The following is a 15,901-nucleotide window of genomic DNA, read 5'->3' as shown; positions in this document are numbered from 1 at the left end:
CCGTCAGAATGGTCATCGCACGGGGCGTGGTCGCCGGTGACACTTGAGTACCCGAGGCGATCAACTCATCGCTCGGGCGTGCTCTTCGAGTCTCTGGATCAGCTCGCTGGCCTCTTCCTCGCGATGGCCGATGGCGCTGCTCCAGGACAGCGGCTCATTGCGGGCCACGGCGCGCTCGATTCGCCGGCAGGCGCTGATCACCGTGCTGTGGTTGCGCTTGCCCATGCGCATGCCAATCTCGGGGAAGCTGAGCTTGGCGGTTTTGCGGACCAGGTACATCGCCACACTTCGGGCAAGACTGATGGTTCGCTGGCGCCGGCCGGACATCAGGTCCTTATGCTCCAGGCCGAAGTAGTTGCACACACTCTGGAGGACGTTTTCCGGCTTGACCGGCGCGACCAGGTGCCGATCCAGATCGCCCAGCGCCTCGACGGTCAGCGTCAGGTCGGGCTGGCGGCCGGTGAGCTGCACGTGGGCCGCAATCCTGGTGATCGCGCCCTCGAGCTCGCGCACGTTTTGTGTCACCCGCCGCGCGATCCAGTTGATCACGTCTTCGGGCAGATTCAGGCGGTCGCGCTGGCTCATCGCGCGAAGGATTTCGCAGCGTGTGGCGTAGTTGGGCGGGTCGATCCGCACCACCATCCCGCTGACGAAGCGGTTGATCAGCGACTCGCCGAACTCCTCAATCATCTTGGGATGGTTGTCCGAGGCCATCACGACCTGCCGGCCCATCGCCTCGATGGCGTTGAAGGTGTGCAGGAACTCTTCCTGCGTGGCCTTTTTGCCGCCCAGGAAATGCACGTCGTCGATGACCAGCAGATCCAGGTCGCGGACCTTTCGACGGAAGCTGTCGATGCGGTTGCCGCGCAGGGCCATGAGGAATTCGTTAGTGAACTCTTCGCCGGTCAGGTACATCCATCGTTTGGTGGGGTGATGCTCGATGAACCTGCGGCACAGGCCCTGGAGCAGATGGGTTTTGCCCAGCCCGCAGCAGCCGTGGATGAACAGCGGGTTGTACTGTCCGCCGGGGAACTCGGCGACGTAGTTGGCGGCGTTATAGGCGAGCTGGTTGCTGGGTCCGACGACGAACGAGTCCATGTCGTGCCGGAGTCGCGGGCGGTTGGCGAACGCCGCGCCGCCGGTTGAGGGCGACGTGCGCAGGGTCCCCGCAGGCGGATTGGGCCGCAGGATCGCCACCGCCTGGCTGGCCGGGCCGATCTGCCGCTGCGGGTGGGTTGCTGCCTGGCCGTTGACGCCCCGCGCGCCTCGGCTGCCGGACCGTCCGTTGGACGCGGCGGCGCCGTTGTGCCCGCCATTGCTGCCATTGCCATTGACGCGGGCAGACCCGGCGCCGTTGGTGGCGGCGGAATCGTCGGCGTCGCCGGTCTCAAAGAGCTGCGGGACGACGTTGAAGCGGACCGGCAGCGAGCAGCCGAGCACCTCGTGCGCCGCTTCCTGAATCGAGCGGGTGAAGTGCGTGCCGATCCACTCGCTGATGAAATCATTGGGAACCGCGATCTCCAGTCCGTCCTGCTTGAGGTCCAGTTTGGTCGAGTTGTTGAACCAGACGTGAAACCGTTGCTGTCCCACGCGCTGGGCGATGGCGTCGGCCAGTCGCGCCAGTTGTGGATCGTGTGCGCTGATGCAGCTCACCTCGATCTCCTTCTACAAGCCAAGCGTTCCAAAGCCAGCGGTTCGCCGGCGAAGCGAACCACACATGCCGCGCGCAGGCACCTGCCGGCCTGACAGTCGCGCTGCCCGTGTGCCACGAGGCTGCAATCCGCGCCGCTGAGTGGCGGAATCCGGCCGACAGGGTGTCGTCGCCGGGCAAGGTTCGCACCTGCGTGCAACCAGCCGGCGACGGCGTGTTCCTGCGCCTTGACCACGCACCGAGCCAACGTCTCCCGCGGCGCGGGCTAAGGCCTCTTGCCTGGTTTGTTCGTCTCGTCCTTGAAGATCGAATCCGTTCGATGTGCCGTCGGGAAACCCCGCTCGCCTTCGCGCTGCCAGTGCGCCACGGGCAACCATCATTACTGCCGGCCTGCCCCTGGCCCGGCACGTCTCCCACGTGCTCAAAGGGGCGGATCCGGCTGATCCATCTGCCCGGACTTCCCTGGCGGTCCCCGCGCGGGTCCCCGTTCGTCCGTGAATGTCTTTGCGCTCGATGCTGTCTGTCTTGGGCTAGAAATTAGCCGCGCCCGACTGTGCTGGCAAGAAGGTCTTTATCGGATTTTCCGTTCACAACGGGCTTGAGGTCGGTGCCGCCGAATTGAGATGACACAAAATTCTTCATTTTCAACCAGTCGTTCACAATTTTATCGGCATTGTGAAAAGGCAGTGGAGAACGAAGATTTTTTCCAGACGCGATCCGTTGAGGATGCTGCACTTCACCGGTGCGCAGAAATTGCCGATTTATCGGACCGCCGCCGACGTCGCAGGATCCTTCCGCTGCGTACGCAGGTCGCGAACCAGAGCCGTTCGACTTGCGATCCGCTTCAGCCCGTGGCGGTAGTACAGCTTCAGTGCCGGCACGTTGCGTGAATCGACCGCCAGCGAAAGCTCGCGCTTGCCGGTGCGGTGGACCTGCCACAGCGCCAGCCCCAGCAGCATCGCCCCCAGTCCGCGTCCGCGCGCCTCGGGCGTCAGTCCCAGGTACACCAGCTCCAGCGAGTCGCTGTAAGGCGTGGGACTGAGGATCAGCACCCCGCGCGGCTGGCTCCGCTCCGTCAGCACGTACCACAGCGAGGGATCGAACTGCCCCGTGGCCCGATGCCCGGCCAGCACATCCTCGATCTCACGCCGCCCGTTCAAGCCGGGGCAATCCAGGCTCTGCTGGTAACTGCCGATGATCGCCGACACGAACAGCCCGTGCCGGGCCGGGCAATAGTTCAACAGCTCCATCTCCTGCGGAAGGCTGATCGGCGGTGGGAGGCTGGATTCCGCAGGGCGGCGGCTCAGGTACAGCAGTTCCGCCAGCACCTCGAATCCACAGGCGACATACGCGTCGCGAAGCTGCGTGTGTTGCGGATCGATCAGCAGTTGGGCCAGATGCACACCACGGGCGCCCCAGTGCTGGCAGACCGCGTCGCACAACATCCCGATGACCATCTGCGGCGGATGGTCCAGGATTGTGCCGGGCAGTTGCGACGGGCTGAACAGCAGCATGGTTCGCCCGGGACTGACCACAGGCAGCAACGCCCAGAGGATCGTTCCGGCTGGCGGCGCAGCGCCGGCGACAGTCGCGATCCAGATCTGATTGACATCGATGTTCCGCTGCACCGCCAGGGCCAGAAACTCCAGGATCGTCTCGTCGGAGGCGGGGCCGGATTCATCGCCCAGAATCAGCCGCAGCGACGGCTCGATCTCCGGTCGCAGCACCGGGCGGCAGATCAGCGCCGGTGGCGGCTGGGGGCTGCGGGCCAGCGGGTCGCGCGGGCGGAAGAAATTTGACAGCCGCTGCATCACACTTAACAATACCCGCTGCGTCGGCGGCGGCAAAATCGGATGGAATTCGGGTCGCATCCACCATTTGGCGCTGCGGCGCCATCGCCGCTGATGGTGCTGCTGTTGCTGCCGCCGCGGAGATCTTCACCCATGAAACGCACCACCGTCCTGTCCCGGGCACTTGTTTCCGCCGCCGCCCTTACATTCGTGATCTTCGCTCTGCTGTGCCTGGGTGGCAGTCTTGCCCAGGTCCGCGCCGATTACCCCAAGCCCAGCCCGTATCCGCGAAGCTGGGAGCTGGACTTTTCCTACGACACTCCCCGCCGAATCGTCGTGCAGGTCCCCGGCTCCAGCATTCCCCAGCCGTACTGGTACATGACCTACACCGTCACCAACAACACCGACCGCGAGCAGATGTTCCTCCCGATCTTCGAGCTGCTTACCAGGGACGGGCAGGTGATCCGCTCCGACCGGAACATTCCCGCCGCCGTCTTCCATGCCATCAAGCAGCGAGAGAAAAAGCCGTTCCTCGAGCCATACCCCGCGATCAGCGGCGAGCTGCGGCTGGGTGAAGACCAGGCACGCGACAGCGTGGCGATCTGGCCCGAACCCCACGCTGAAATGGGACAGTTCTCCATCTTCGTCGGCGGGCTCAGTGGCGAAATCCTCGCACTGACCGACACCAGCGGCCAACCGGTCAGAACCCCCGATGGCAGGCCCGTCATCCTCCGCAAGACGCTTCAGCTCAATTTCCTGATTCGCGGCGACGAGGTCTATCCCGGCGAAGACGAAGTCAACGAAAACCCCCGCGAATGGGTGATGCGCTGAGAGAGCGCGCGTCGCGGCTGCTCATTCCAGATCGAAGCTGTCCTGCGCTTTCTGAAGATAGGTGAAAAAGCACATCTGCTCGGTCTGCTGCTTCATGCCGCGCAGCGAAAACAGCCTGAAAAACCACGCGCGATCGCGCTCCGTCGGCGATTCGGGCGGCGCCGAGGCACGCCCGACCACCTCCTCGGCCGATACACCCATGATCAACTCGCACAGGTGGAGTATGTCCATCTCATCCACCGTCTGCGTCGAAAGCACAAACAGCCCGTGCCGGCGGATCAGCGGGCGAAGGTATCGCTCGGCCATGTTCAACTTCATCGCGTCCAGCGCCGCCAGGTAAGCCAGCCACTGCGGATCCTGCTTCCATCCGTGCGCCTGCCGTTCGTCTTCGCGGCATTGGTTCAGCGCCGCGTCGAAGTGCGCCTGAAGACGCTCGTAGAACGTCTGCACCTGCTCGCCCTGGAGCCAGCGGATGATCATCGTCTCACCGGGACGGCGATGGATGTAGTAGTCGTTGGTGCTCAGCCGCGATGTCGTCGGCAGGTCCAGGATCCTGGCCGCCTCGGCAGTCGATTCCTCCGGCAGCACCGGGATGCCGGGGGACTTGGACTTTTCCAGCCTGGCCATTGCGCGCTGCACGTCGCGGGCGAGTTCCATGTCCAGCGAAGGCTTGATCTGCGCATCAAACTTCCTCACCCCCTCGAACACCGCCGCCAGCTCGGCGTGCATGCGGAACTCATCGGCTTTTTCCCTGGCCCGCTGTGCCGGGTCGGCAGCGCGCTCGGCGGGGGTCTGGCTTTCATCCGGTTCTTCGAACATGGCGCAGGATAGAGTAACTCCACACGGCGCCCTGCGGAACTGGCCGTTGCCGATCTCCTGAACAGAGGCACAAAGTTGCCAGGTCATCATGAAGCATCGCGATGCAGTCCGCGCAGGATCGACGGAGCCGCGAGCTTTCAGCCCCGCTTGTCAATCCATGACTCTGTCCTGGAGGATGCCCACAACCGCCAGGTTGTAGTCTGTGTAGGTTCGATACGATCCACGCAGCCAGAGGATGGCGCGAGCGCCGCCGCCTGCGGCGGGGATCGTCGGGCGGAGGTTGTCGGCGCTGGAGCGTTGCGTCAGCGCCCGCCATCGCCACGTCGCCCCGCCGTCGCGCGATCGGCCACAAAACAGCTCGTAGTGCTCCATCGTCGCGCCCGTCGCCGGATCGATCGGCGTCGAGATGACGACGAAGCCGGGGTCTTCCGGATCGATCGCCCCCAGGCCGGTATAGTCCTGCTCGGCCGGATACAGTCCCGCCCCGGCCCTGGCCAGCTCGATGACGTTCCAGCGTTGGCCATTCCATCGCGCGTAGTAGAAGCGATGATCGTCGCTGTTTCCATCGATTCGTGAGCTGAACATCGCATGCGGCACGCCGGCGCGATCGACCACCAGATCGACGGGCCAGGCGTGAGTGCGTTTCAGCCCGGCGAAGACGCTGTTGGCAACCAGCAGTGGTGTGAAAGCGTCCGCGCGCGGCGCGGTCTTGCCGTCGGCGCCGCCCGGCGCGCCAACCAGCGTGCCGTCGGTCTTGAACAGCTTGCCGCGTCGAAGGTATCCGGAATAGATCCCGTTGTTGTACGCGTTGGGATGTCCCTCGGTCGTGATGAAGTCGATCCGATCCACACCATTGGACGCATACTTCACATAGGGCCGCTGGCTTGGGTTGCGCGCGGGGTCGGTGAGCAGATGTCCGCCATAGTTCCAGCTCTCGCCGCCGTCGCTGGAGATGATGAAGTTCGGATCATAACCGTGTGTGCGCGTGAAGTTGTAGATTCGGTTCTCGGATGCCAGGTACAGGAGGTTGGAATAGGTCACGCCCGTCCAGACATGGTGTTGGCCGGGGTAGTGATCGAACGTGCGTTCCGGCCGCCACTCGGATGCATCGCCGGGCCGTGCTGAGATCCGCCAGCGCGAGAGATGATCGTCGCCATGGTTGGAATAGACTGCCAGGAATCTCCCATCGGGCCGAACCAGCAGCGCCGCGGAGTTGTGATCGTCGGGATTGATTTTGGCCAGGACGTGCCGCGCGACGACCCGCCGCTGCGTCAGGTCATACGCAACGATGTCCACATCACCGGCGCGGTGTTCTGCACCGGCGCCCCTGCCGTTGGCTATGGAGCTGACCAGCAGCAGCCCGGATCGCGGATCGATGATCGCCCGCTCATCCTGAAACCACGACCACCCGCCGTTGTCATTGAGGCTGATCCACTCGTCCATCATGAAAAACGGGTCGGAAGTGAGTGCCGTTTCCTTACGACAGATTGCATGAAAAAAGGGGTCGCATGAAAAAAGGGGTCGGGAGTCTTTGTTTGATGAACAAAGGGGTCGGGAGTCTTTGTTTGGGGAAGGCAGCCCGAACGATAACCTCCGAGACAAAGCAATCCTCCTGATCCGCTCGGCTCGGCCGCGGCCAAATCGCCGCAGCTCGCGATCCGTTTACCACCGTCTGCGGAATCCCGCTGACGCGATAAAGATCCGCGACGGTCGCCTCGCTGTCCAGCAGCACCGGCAGGGTGGGCTGGGCTGGCGAACATTGGCGGCCAGGACCCTCAAGCCCTGGATCCGATTGAGTCGTGCGATTTTTCCCGGAATTTCTTTGACTGTGCTTTTGCCGCATGGTAGTTGCGTGCATTGTTCGCATCCTCAGACGAATTGGGAAGGGACGATTCGAGCAGGGGGAACCAACAGGACAGGGTCATGCAACCTCGATCGCTTCTGTCGGCGTTGTGGAATCGGCTCGTTGGGCGTTTGGCGGCTGATCAAGCGCAGCCTCGGGGGGGGGGTAGCGCGCTGTGAGCCGTGTGAAGCCAGGGTCTTTCTCAGCTCGCCGGTCGTCACGGATGTGGAACTGGACTACGACCAGCGGCCACACCGGTTGCTGATCACGTGGAACCAGCCCGTGAGCGTGAACGCCTCGCTGCTGCACGTGTACAGTCAGGACACGGACCTGGTCGAGCCGGTGCAGTACGAGGGGACCGCGGGCAGCATGACGATGCTCAGCTTCCCCGACGCCCACGACGGCTACGGCATCCTGCGCAACGGCAACTACGAGATTCAGATCCCGCCGGGCGCGGTGAGCAATGGCTCCGGCGATACGATGACCGGCACGTATTACGGAGGATTCTGGTTTCTCAACGGCGACATCGATCGCAACCGCGTCGTCGATGCCACGGACTACGCGATCGTGGACAACGGCTTTGTCAACCACCTGTCCGGGTGGTCCAGCGGGGACCTGGACTACAACGGCGTGATCGACGGCAGCGACTACAGCATCCTGGACAACAGCTTCGTGAACAGACTGCCTGCGGTGACGGACTTTTATGTGTTTGCGCTGCCGGTGGACCCGGTGCTGGGCAACGTCATGCGGCTGTCGTGGACCGACAACGTGACCAACGAAGCGTACTGGCGAGTGGAGCGTGCCGAGGCGGGTGGCAGCTATGAAGTGCTGACGACGCTCCCCGCCGGCAGCACGAGCCACGATGATAGCAACCTGCCCGACGGCACGTGGTACAGCTATCGAGTCAAGGCGGTGGACGGCTGGGGCACGGCGATCGTGACCACGCCCAAGCGCGGAGCGGTGACGGTGCTGCCGCCGCCAACGGGGGTGAGTGCCGCCGCGGTGCCAACGGGCGGGATTGAGCTGACTTGGACAGATCCCACCAACGCGGAAATCGCGTATAGCATTGAGCGACGGGACGGCGCCAGTGGACAGGTTTTCCAGGAGGTCGGCGCCGCGTTTGCTGACCAGACTTCCTGGATCGACTACTCAGTCAGCGCGGGAGAGGCGTACGTTTACCGTATTTCGGCAGTGAATGCGAACGCCCGCTCCGCGCCCTCCACCCCAACGTCTCCTACGATCGCGCCCGCACCGCAGGCTCCGAACCCGCTTGCCCATCTCGCCCCGGAACTGAGCGCGCGGCGGACGGCGCTGCAAGAGATCGCCTTGGAGTGGACTGACAAGACCGCGGGGGAGGTGGGCTTCAGGATCTTCCGGCGCATCGGAGAGTCGGGCACCTGGGATCTGTTGCATCAAGCCGGCCCTAACCGAACACAGTTCTTCGACCGTGGTCTGCCCACCACTACGATCGCGAGCTATCACCTTTATGCCTTTGGCCCCTTCGGAGTAACTCCTCCGAGCAACATCGTCACGGTGCGTAGCCCCACCGAAGTGCATGCCGTCGCGGCCACATCCACGAGCATCGACGTGAGTTGGACGTTCCCCTGGACCGACCCGGCCAAGTTCTACGTCGACGCGATCGATCGGGCACGCTACCTGAAGTACGGTCGTTCCCCGCTCCTGGCTTCGATCGCGGGATTCCAGCGGGTTGCAGAGCTCCCGGGGTCGGCCCGAAGCCACCGCGTCAGCGGACTGGTCGATGGCGAAACCTACTTCTTCGTGGTCATCGCGCAAGACGCGGACGGCACCAGCGGCTTGAACCTGACATCGGAGACGATGACCGAGCCCGCGCCCGCCATCGCGCCGCTGCCCCCCGAGAACCTTCAAATCCAGCGGTTCAACCAGACCGCCTTCAACCTCACATGGCAGGACAAGTCCGCGGGCAACGCCGGCTACGTGATCCGAACCCGGCGTGACTCCGAACCGTTTGACAGTGGACTGTATATCCCCGAAGGAAGCCTGACGCAGTACAGCTTGGGGCTGAGCGGATCGACCCAGCAGTCCACAACCTACGAGATCGAGGTGCGCGCCTACACGTTTGGAGATGGGGTGGGCGGCGTCCGCGAGTCCGAGCCCATCCGCCAGACCGTGGTCGTGCCGACGCTGCCAACGAGCTCGCCACAGGTCGAGTGGGTGTCGATCACGCCGGGCTCTCCCCAGGAGGGTACCACCGGCTCCTTCACGGTCAACGGCGGGTCGATCGACAATCCGGTCACCGTCGATCTGCTGCTGTTCGGCAGCGCCACGTACGGGGTGGACTATACTATTCCGATGGGCCTGAGCCTGAACCTCAGCGGCAGCCCGATCCAGGTGCCCGTGACCGGCGTGGCCGACTATCTGCTGGAAGGCGACGAGACGATCACGGTGGTGGCGCTGGCCAGCGCCTCGCACTGGGGCGCCATCGCGACGATGGCGCTGGGCGACGCGGGACAGGTTCCCACGATCACGCCGACCGAAGTCACCTATAGAGCTCACAATCAGGATCATTTCAAAGCCGTGGAACGAGATGACGGAACGGGGACGTACCTTGGACCTCACTGGAAGGACAACTCGGCGACGCCAGATGGCGACGCTGATGACCCGGGAGATCGGAAGTACCCGGTCGCGTACGTCCGAGGCGGAGCCATGGCGGTCGAGGCGAAGTTCAAGCTTCCCGACGGCTTTACTCCTCCGGGCCGGGTCCGCGTACGGGGCAATACTACCTACGCTTACCAATTCTATGGCGACACGGACACTCCAAACGGCCAAGACGGCTCGGTCGTGATAAGCGGTTCGACGGTGACGGTGATGGACATCGCCTCCGCTGCCTTCGAGAACTACATCAACCACTTCGACCCATTCGTCATCGAATGGCAGATATCGCTTGATGATGGCAAGACGTGGAGTCCGGGCGGCACGACGAAGAATCAAGTCTACGTGCTTCTCGGTGACCCAAAGTTCGCTCCAAGCACACCGCAGAAGCTGTTCCACACTGTCGTGCATCTTGGAACGAAGAACGCTAAGGGGGTTGGCGACGCGGCAGAGGTTCCCGAAAAGCTGTGGCGGGAATTCGTGGACCGTGACGTACGCAGAGCCGATGGCAAGCGCCTGACCTATTACGCTGACTGGCTGACCCAGAATACGCACACGGCGATGCTTCTCGCTGATGCCAATGGTGACGGTCAATGCGGTGCGTGGGTGCACTTGTACATCGATTTGCTTCGTGCCCAAGGGATTGACGGGGTCACCGAATGGATTGAGGTGGTCCCGAAGCGAAGCGATGCGACTGGACTCCTAATCCAAGACTGGAACTTCCGTTCAGAAGGGGGTCGCTCAGGTAATCCAACTTACGGCTATATCAACCTCTACTACAGGAGTGTGTTGGGTCCGCCGGGTTATTATTGGACCGTCGCCGATGTCTCCGACGATGTCAATGGGATCCCCGGGCAAGGCAAAGCAAATCCACTGTCGCACTTCGAGCGACACCACATCGTCAAGATACAAGTAGACCCGGAAGGCGGGAGCGTGTACCTCGACCCATCCTATGGCGTAATGTACTTGGACTCGGACGGTTTCGAGAAGGCCGCGATCGCGGGGATCTTCCAAGACGTCGACCGGATTGAGGACGAACGTGTTTGGGGCGCAGACTTGAACAGAAACGGCACTGCAACTGAGCCCGCAGTATCGGTGGATGCCTTCCTGATTCGCAGAAATCTGCCGGGTGATGGCGAAGATGTCAGATTCCATCTTCGGGATGATGCAATCATGTATGGACGGTAAGCGAGGTTGTCGTATGCAGACGTTTATTTCAGCCGTGTTCATGGTGTGTGTGCTTGCTGCTGCGCTGGCGCTCACCAGCGCGCCTGCCGCTGGCTGTGGAGAGCCGACCCCATGTGAACTATTGACGGTAGAAAGCGGAGCTTGGTTTGTGCGAGTTCGCCCCGACGGCTCAGGGGTCTACGGATATGGCAGTGGAGGCGCGTACGGTCGTTCGGTGCGATCCGGTACTTTTGATTTCGCCCGCCTAGTGTCGGCACTCAGTGACAACATCACCTCAACGCGAACCGATCGGTACAAGTATCCCGTACGATTCGAGAATGAAGCAAGTGCATCCGCGCCAATCAAATATACTGATGATGAACACATCGTTCGTTGTATCTTCGACGCGGCGTTCGCCGCGAACTCTGATGACCTAATGCAGAAGCTCCGAGCCAAACACCCGCCGTTGCCTTGAAGGCGTCTTTCGCTGATCCGGCATGAGCAATCCATTGCGTATCACTGTTCTGATCTCGTTACTGGCGACATGCTCTGTGATCGGCATCGCTTGGCCGCTCTCTTGGCGCCCCGGTGGATTCTGGATCTGGCATCCAACTTGCACTTGTGAGGGTCTCCCCACGTTGGGCAGACGTGAACATTTTGCGGTGCGGAGCGGCTATGGGCGTCTGATGTTCAGCGGCCCGCTCGATTCGATCATCCGACATTCCCCGCCCGATAGCTATGATTATGAGAAATATGCGAAGACGCAGGAATCGCGCTTAGCAGGGGTTCATTTCTCCAGGTACTACAATGGACCGCGGTACTGGCAATTCCACATTTTCTACCGAGCACTGCTCCTGCTTTTCGGCGCGTATCCCTCAGTGATGTTGCTGCGGTTCTGCCGGTATCATCTCGATGTCGGGCGGCGTCGGATCGAACGAGGATTATGTCCGGTCTGCGCCTACGACCTTCGCGCCAGCAAAGATCGCTGCCCGGAATGCGGCACGCCCATCCCCGCCAATCTGGGCAAGCCATCGAGCACCGGCGCGGATTCTGCCAGCGCTGCGAATCGCGGCTGATCGCGGTTCGCTGCCTTTGCGGCGGTCACTCCGCCAGGGCGGCGGTGACGGCCTGGCGGAGCTGCTGGTCGCTGCCGGGACCGAAGCCGACCAGCACCTTTTTAACGTTTCCGTCCTTGCCGATCACCACCGTCTGCGGGATGCCGCTGACGCGATAAAGATCCGCGACCGTCGCCTCACTGTCCAGCAGCACCGGCAGGGTGAGGTTCTGCTGCTTCATGAAGCCGGCGGCCTTGTCCTTCGGCTCGCGGAGATTGACGGCCCAGACCTTCAGCCCCTGGGGCGAAAGCTCGTTGTACAGCTTGTTCAGGTGCGGCAGTCCCTCACGGCAGGGGCCGCACCACGTCGCCCAGAAATCCAGCACGACGACGCTGCCCTTGTTGCTCGACAGCTTCACGTCCTTGTCGTCCATGTCCTTGAGGGAAAAGTCGGGCGCGGGCTTGCCCACCAGCGCCTCGGGATTCTCTGCCGCTCCGGCAAGCGCCGGATCACGCTGGGCCGGAGGCTTGACCTCCGACGCATCCGCCGGCGGCGTCCAGTCGAAACTCACCTGCGCCACCTGCGCATTGGGCTGGCTCTTGGTGTAGTCGATCGTGACTTCGGCGGCGTTGACCTGCGGCACGCCCTGATCGATCAGGCTCTGCTTGACGTCGATCGAGAGTTGCCGCAGCAGATGCGTCTTGGGATCGATCAGCAGACGGATGCTTTCGGTATCGGTCTTGAGGTTCAATGATGCATAGCTTGTGCCATCGAGGGTCACGTCCGGGCCGCGCTCGACATGGCTGGCGCCCAAGGTGAGGGTGTCGGCGGCATCCTGGGTGATGGCCATCAGCAGCGAGCGGTTCTGCTCGGCCAGGGGCACGCCGATCATGGCCGGCAGATCGGCCACCGGCTGCCGTCCCTTTGGCGCATCCACGGGCAGATACTTTTTGAGATCGCTTTTGTAAAGAAAGGCCTTCTGCCCGTTGGAAACCACCAGCAGGTCGTCGCTCATTTCATGACGGAATCGGTCGGGGGACTGAAACCACGCGGTAAAGTTGGATTTGTCGTTGCGTTTCTGTCCGGCGGCGTCGAGATTCAGCGTAACCACGCCGGCCATCTCCAGGGAGTTGAGGCTGGCATAGGCCTGGCGAATCTCGTCGAGAATGGCGTCGGCGGCGGGGGTGACGTGGGGCTTGGCCGGCGCGGTGGCGGGGGCGGTCGCCGGCGCAGGTTCCGTGGCCTGCGCCGCCACCCGGGCCACAAGCCCGAGCAGCACAGCACATCCGGCCAACGCGCGCAGAAACGTGTAAGAAGGTGACAGGATCATCATGTCCGTCCTGAGTCTGAGAGTTTGGGGTACAGCCGTTTCACTTCGGCGGCCCGCCGGACCGTCCGGCACAGCCGCGGAACAGGATGATAGGACTGTAACCGCCTGCGCGGGTTTAGGAAAATCCGAACAGCGGCGCGCCTGCAAGGTGTTGCGGGACAAGAACTCTTTGCTGCCGATTGCACAGTCCGGTTATCATCTGGCGGATGGTCGTTGCGATGGTCGTGCATTGAACGCAGGTGGCTTAACACAGGAGGCAGCCATGCGTATGGGAAGCGGTTTTTGGTTGACGGGATTGGTGATGAGTGCGGCGATCGCGATGGGCGGATGCGAGAAGAAGGAGCAGGCGCCGTCACCGCCTCCTCCTCAGCCGCAGGCGACATCGGCCGAGCCCGCGGCGCCGGCCGGACCCGCCCCAGCCATCCCTGCTGCCACCGCCCCGGCGGCCGAGCAGGCCGCGGGCGCTGCCGCCACTGCCGAAGCGCAGACTCTGCTCGAACAGGTCACGAACTACATCAAGGAGAACAAGCTCGAACTGGCCGAGCAGACGCTGAACAAGCTGGAGGCGATGAAGGGCAGGCTGCCGGCGGAGTGGGCCTCGAAGATCGAGGATGCACGCAAGATGCTGGCGGCGGCGAAGCTTGCCGGTGGGGCCGGCGGCGTGCTGCCCCGATAGTCGCCGCCGCGGAACAGGACGGACGAGCTGCTGAAGGCGCCCGCAGAGTGCAGGTTGATCCTGCACCCTGCTGGCCTGTTGAGGGGGGTTGCGCGCCGCTTGGGGGCGCTCACCTCAAATACTGGGAGGCACAGGTCATGGGTCTGCTCAAGGAATTCCGGGAATTCGCGATGAAGGGCAATGTGGTGGACCTGGCCGTCGGCGTGATCATCGGCGCCGCCTTCGGGAGTGTGACCAAGTCGATGGTCGAGGATGTCCTGATGCCGCCGATTGGCAAGATTGTCGGAAATCTGGACTTCAGCAACCTGTATATCTCCCTGTCGGACAAGATCGACGCCGCCAATGCCGCCAAGGCTGCTGCGATCGCGGCCACTCAGCCGGCGACGCAGCAGGGCGTGATGGCATCGGCGATGGACCTGTTCAGCACGGCCAGCAGACTTCCGCTGGCGGAAGCCAGGCAGCTTGGGCCCGTCATCGCTTACGGCAACTTCATCACCATCGTGATCAACTTTATTGTCGTAGCCTTCTGTGTGTTTTTGGTGATCAAGCTGATGAACACGGCCCGGCGGCGGTTCGAGCGCGAGCAGGCCGCCGCGGCAGCGGCGCCGGCGACTCCGCCGGCGGACGTGCAGTTGCTCACGGAGATTCGCGACATTCTCAAGACGCGGGAGCCGCGCGAAGCGGCTGGCGGCTGAGCGATCATCGCCAACGATTTGCTCTTGCCGGCGTCATGCCTCGGCGTACCCTCATCGAAGGTTTTTGTCGATACGGGAAGATCCATGCGCGCATCACTGCTATGCCTCGTCATCGTTGCTTTCGTCAGCGCCGCAAGTACCGGCGCGCGGGCGGATCAAGTCCTTTTCAAGAACGGTGACAAGCTCACCGGCAAGATCCAAACCCTGGATGGCGGAAAACTGAAGATCAAATCGACGGTGGCGGGCGAGATCAGCGTGGACATGAACGATGTGGCGACGTTTTCGACGGATACGCCCGTCGAGCTGCGAACCGCCGACGGCAGAACGATCAACCAGGCGATTGCGGCGGCGGAGCAGGGCCAGGTGAGATCGGCCGATGGTCAGGCGTTGCCCCTGGAGAGCATCCGCAAGATCAACCCGCCGAAGTCGGCCTGGACTGGATCGATTTTGGTGAATGGCGCGATCGCGCGCGGGAACACCAACACGGAAGAACTGGGCGTGAAGATCGACGCGAGCCTGCGGCGGGAGACTGACAGCATCGACGACCGTTTCACGGTGGGCGCCGGGTACAACTTTGGCCGCCAGGAAGATCCGGACACCGGCGAGAAAAACACGACCACCGACCACTGGTTTGCTCAGGGCAAGTATGACCGGTTTTTCAATGAGAAGCTGTACGGCTATGGGCTGGCCAAGGTTGAGCACGACCGCATCGCCGGCCTGGACTGGCGGCTGTCGCCGGGCATCGGCGTAGGCTACCAGTGGATCGAATCGGCCCGGATGAACTTCAACACCGAGGCGGGTCTGTCGTACGTGTACGAGGAATATGACACCGGAGACAGCAACGACTTCGTGTCGGTGCGTCTGGCGTACCATTTCGACAAGCAACTGCGTCAGAACGTGTCGTTTTTCCACAACGTCGAATACCTGCCGTCGGTGGAGGATATCGCCGACTTCATCATCACTGCCGATGCGGGCATGCGCGTGAGCCTTACCGACTCGTTCTTCACCGAGTTCAAATTCGAGTGGCAGCACGATTCGACACCGGCGGCGGGTGCTGTCGATGATGACCTGCGCTACCTGCTGGGGGTCGGCTGGACATTCTGAGATCGCGCGTTTTTTTGGGGAAACCCGATCGGGGCGCGGCAGTTGCTACACCTGAGGTCTGAGACGGCAGGCTCAGCACGACAGGTGTGGATATGCCAACGCGACGAAGCAATCGCGACGTTTCGGGCAGCCGACGATCGAGCAACAAAGCATTCTCGCAGCGCGCGCCCGAGGATGACGCCGTTCATCACGGCGGTGCCAGCAGTGTTGCCAACCCCGTCAGGGGCGAGGACGACAGCTTCGCCGCGGAGATCTCCGACGATGACTCCCGCGGCCAGGACAACTTGCCCAGTGATAATCAGTGACCGT

Annotated in this window: 13 protein-coding genes; 8 read left to right on the top strand and 5 right to left on the bottom strand. The window is 62.7% G+C overall.

Annotation, left to right across the window (positions count from 1 at the left end; translation table 11 throughout):
- Window positions 1-60 precede the first annotated feature (60 nt).
- Together dnaA and ACQS5P_RS06505 are read right to left on the bottom strand one after the other, a co-directional pair.
- Window positions 61-1,653: a chromosomal replication initiator protein DnaA gene (gene dnaA, locus ACQS5P_RS06510; RefSeq protein WP_428940094.1), complete on the bottom strand. Its 1,593-nt coding sequence runs from the start codon at window positions 1,651-1,653 to the stop codon at window positions 61-63.
- 759 nt (window positions 1,654-2,412) lie between these two features.
- On the bottom strand, window positions 2,413-3,462 hold the full coding sequence (locus ACQS5P_RS06505; protein ID WP_428940093.1) for a GNAT family N-acetyltransferase: 1,050 nt from the start codon (window positions 3,460-3,462) through the stop codon (window positions 2,413-2,415).
- 132 nt (window positions 3,463-3,594) lie between these two features.
- Here ACQS5P_RS06505 and ACQS5P_RS06500 point away from each other — a divergent pair, with 132 nt between their 5' ends.
- Complete coding sequence (locus ACQS5P_RS06500) at window positions 3,595-4,272, top strand: hypothetical protein (protein WP_428940092.1); 678 nt, start codon at window positions 3,595-3,597, stop codon at window positions 4,270-4,272.
- Window positions 4,273-4,293: 21 nt separating this feature from the next.
- On the opposite strand, the gene ACQS5P_RS06495 is transcribed toward ACQS5P_RS06500, so the two are convergent.
- Complete coding sequence (locus tag ACQS5P_RS06495) at window positions 4,294-5,091, bottom strand: hypothetical protein (RefSeq protein WP_428940091.1); 798 nt, start codon at window positions 5,089-5,091, stop codon at window positions 4,294-4,296.
- Window positions 5,092-5,241: 150 nt separating this feature from the next.
- Window positions 5,242-6,534 carry a BNR-4 repeat-containing protein gene (locus ACQS5P_RS06490; RefSeq protein ID WP_428940090.1) on the bottom strand — a complete coding sequence of 431 codons (1,293 nt, stop codon included), beginning with the start codon at window positions 6,532-6,534 and terminating at the stop codon, window positions 5,242-5,244.
- A gap of 769 nt (window positions 6,535-7,303) precedes the next feature.
- Here ACQS5P_RS06490 and ACQS5P_RS06485 point away from each other — a divergent pair.
- Genes ACQS5P_RS06485 through ACQS5P_RS06475 form a run of 3 tightly spaced genes read left to right on the top strand, consistent with a single transcriptional unit; the run spans window position 7,304 to window position 11,808 of the window.
- Window positions 7,304-10,753, top strand: coding sequence for a fibronectin type III domain-containing protein (locus ACQS5P_RS06485; protein ID WP_428940089.1), 3,450 nt, complete (start codon window positions 7,304-7,306; stop codon window positions 10,751-10,753).
- A 13-nt stretch (window positions 10,754-10,766) separates the two neighbouring features.
- A complete protein-coding gene (locus ACQS5P_RS06480; protein ID WP_428940088.1) occupies window positions 10,767-11,207 on the top strand; it encodes a hypothetical protein in 441 nt (146 codons plus the stop codon).
- A 22-nt stretch (window positions 11,208-11,229) separates the two neighbouring features.
- Window positions 11,230-11,808: a hypothetical protein gene (locus tag ACQS5P_RS06475; protein WP_428940087.1), complete on the top strand. Its 579-nt coding sequence runs from the start codon at window positions 11,230-11,232 to the stop codon at window positions 11,806-11,808.
- Between the two features lie 25 nt (window positions 11,809-11,833).
- Here ACQS5P_RS06475 and ACQS5P_RS06470 read toward each other — a convergent pair whose 3' ends face one another.
- Window positions 11,834-13,120, bottom strand: a complete 1,287-nt coding sequence (locus ACQS5P_RS06470) for a redoxin domain-containing protein (protein ID WP_428940086.1) — start codon at window positions 13,118-13,120, stop codon at window positions 11,834-11,836.
- A 298-nt stretch (window positions 13,121-13,418) separates the two neighbouring features.
- Here ACQS5P_RS06470 and ACQS5P_RS06465 point away from each other — a divergent pair, with 298 nt between their 5' ends.
- The 4 genes from ACQS5P_RS06465 to ACQS5P_RS06450 all read left to right on the top strand — a co-directional run bounded on the left by ACQS5P_RS06465 (window position 13,419) and on the right by ACQS5P_RS06450 (window position 15,897).
- The gene (locus ACQS5P_RS06465) at window positions 13,419-13,793 is read left to right on the top strand and encodes a hypothetical protein (RefSeq protein ID WP_428940085.1); all 375 of its coding nucleotides are present in this window, start codon (window positions 13,419-13,421) and stop codon (window positions 13,791-13,793) included.
- A 137-nt stretch (window positions 13,794-13,930) separates the two neighbouring features.
- Window positions 13,931-14,488, top strand: a complete 558-nt coding sequence (gene mscL / locus ACQS5P_RS06460; RefSeq protein ID WP_428940084.1) for a large conductance mechanosensitive channel protein MscL — start codon at window positions 13,931-13,933, stop codon at window positions 14,486-14,488.
- Between the two features lie 84 nt (window positions 14,489-14,572).
- Window positions 14,573-15,592, top strand: a complete 1,020-nt coding sequence (locus ACQS5P_RS06455) for a DUF481 domain-containing protein (RefSeq protein ID WP_428940083.1) — start codon at window positions 14,573-14,575, stop codon at window positions 15,590-15,592.
- Window positions 15,593-15,684: 92 nt separating this feature from the next.
- Window positions 15,685-15,897 carry a hypothetical protein gene (locus ACQS5P_RS06450; RefSeq protein ID WP_428940082.1) on the top strand — a complete coding sequence of 71 codons (213 nt, stop codon included), beginning with the start codon at window positions 15,685-15,687 and terminating at the stop codon, window positions 15,895-15,897.
- The last annotated feature ends 4 nt before the right edge of the window (window positions 15,898-15,901 follow it).

Source organism: Fontivita pretiosa, from assembly GCF_050410795.1.
Taxonomy (GTDB): domain Bacteria; phylum Planctomycetota; class Phycisphaerae; order Tepidisphaerales; family Tepidisphaeraceae; genus Fontivita; species Fontivita pretiosa.
This window is presented reverse-complemented; position numbering and strand designations above follow the sequence as displayed.

Bases quoted from the DNA above. Each gene is read 5' to 3' on its own strand.
- ACQS5P_RS06455 (WP_428940083.1), top strand. From the start codon at position 14,573: ATGCGCGCATCACTGCTATGCCTCGTCATCGTTGCTTTCGTCAGCGCC.
- ACQS5P_RS06465 (WP_428940085.1), top strand. From the start codon at position 13,419: ATGAGTGCGGCGATCGCGATGGGCGGATGCGAGAAGAAGGAGCAGGCG.
- ACQS5P_RS06470 (WP_428940086.1), bottom strand. From the start codon at position 13,120: ATGATGATCCTGTCACCTTCTTACACGTTTCTGCGCGCGTTGGCCGGA.
- ACQS5P_RS06495 (WP_428940091.1), bottom strand. From the start codon at position 5,091: ATGTTCGAAGAACCGGATGAAAGCCAGACCCCCGCCGAGCGCGCTGCC.
- ACQS5P_RS06480 (WP_428940088.1), top strand. From the start codon at position 10,767: ATGCAGACGTTTATTTCAGCCGTGTTCATGGTGTGTGTGCTTGCTGCT.
- ACQS5P_RS06450 (WP_428940082.1), top strand. From the start codon at position 15,685: ATGCCAACGCGACGAAGCAATCGCGACGTTTCGGGCAGCCGACGATCG.
- ACQS5P_RS06490 (WP_428940090.1), bottom strand. From the start codon at position 6,534: ATGGACGAGTGGATCAGCCTCAATGACAACGGCGGGTGGTCGTGGTTT.
- ACQS5P_RS06505 (WP_428940093.1), bottom strand. From the start codon at position 3,462: ATGCAGCGGCTGTCAAATTTCTTCCGCCCGCGCGACCCGCTGGCCCGC.
- mscL (WP_428940084.1), top strand. From the start codon at position 13,931: ATGGGTCTGCTCAAGGAATTCCGGGAATTCGCGATGAAGGGCAATGTG.
- ACQS5P_RS06500 (WP_428940092.1), top strand. From the start codon at position 3,595: ATGAAACGCACCACCGTCCTGTCCCGGGCACTTGTTTCCGCCGCCGCC.
- ACQS5P_RS06475 (WP_428940087.1), top strand. From the start codon at position 11,230: ATGAGCAATCCATTGCGTATCACTGTTCTGATCTCGTTACTGGCGACA.
- ACQS5P_RS06485 (WP_428940089.1), top strand. From the start codon at position 7,304: ATGACGATGCTCAGCTTCCCCGACGCCCACGACGGCTACGGCATCCTG.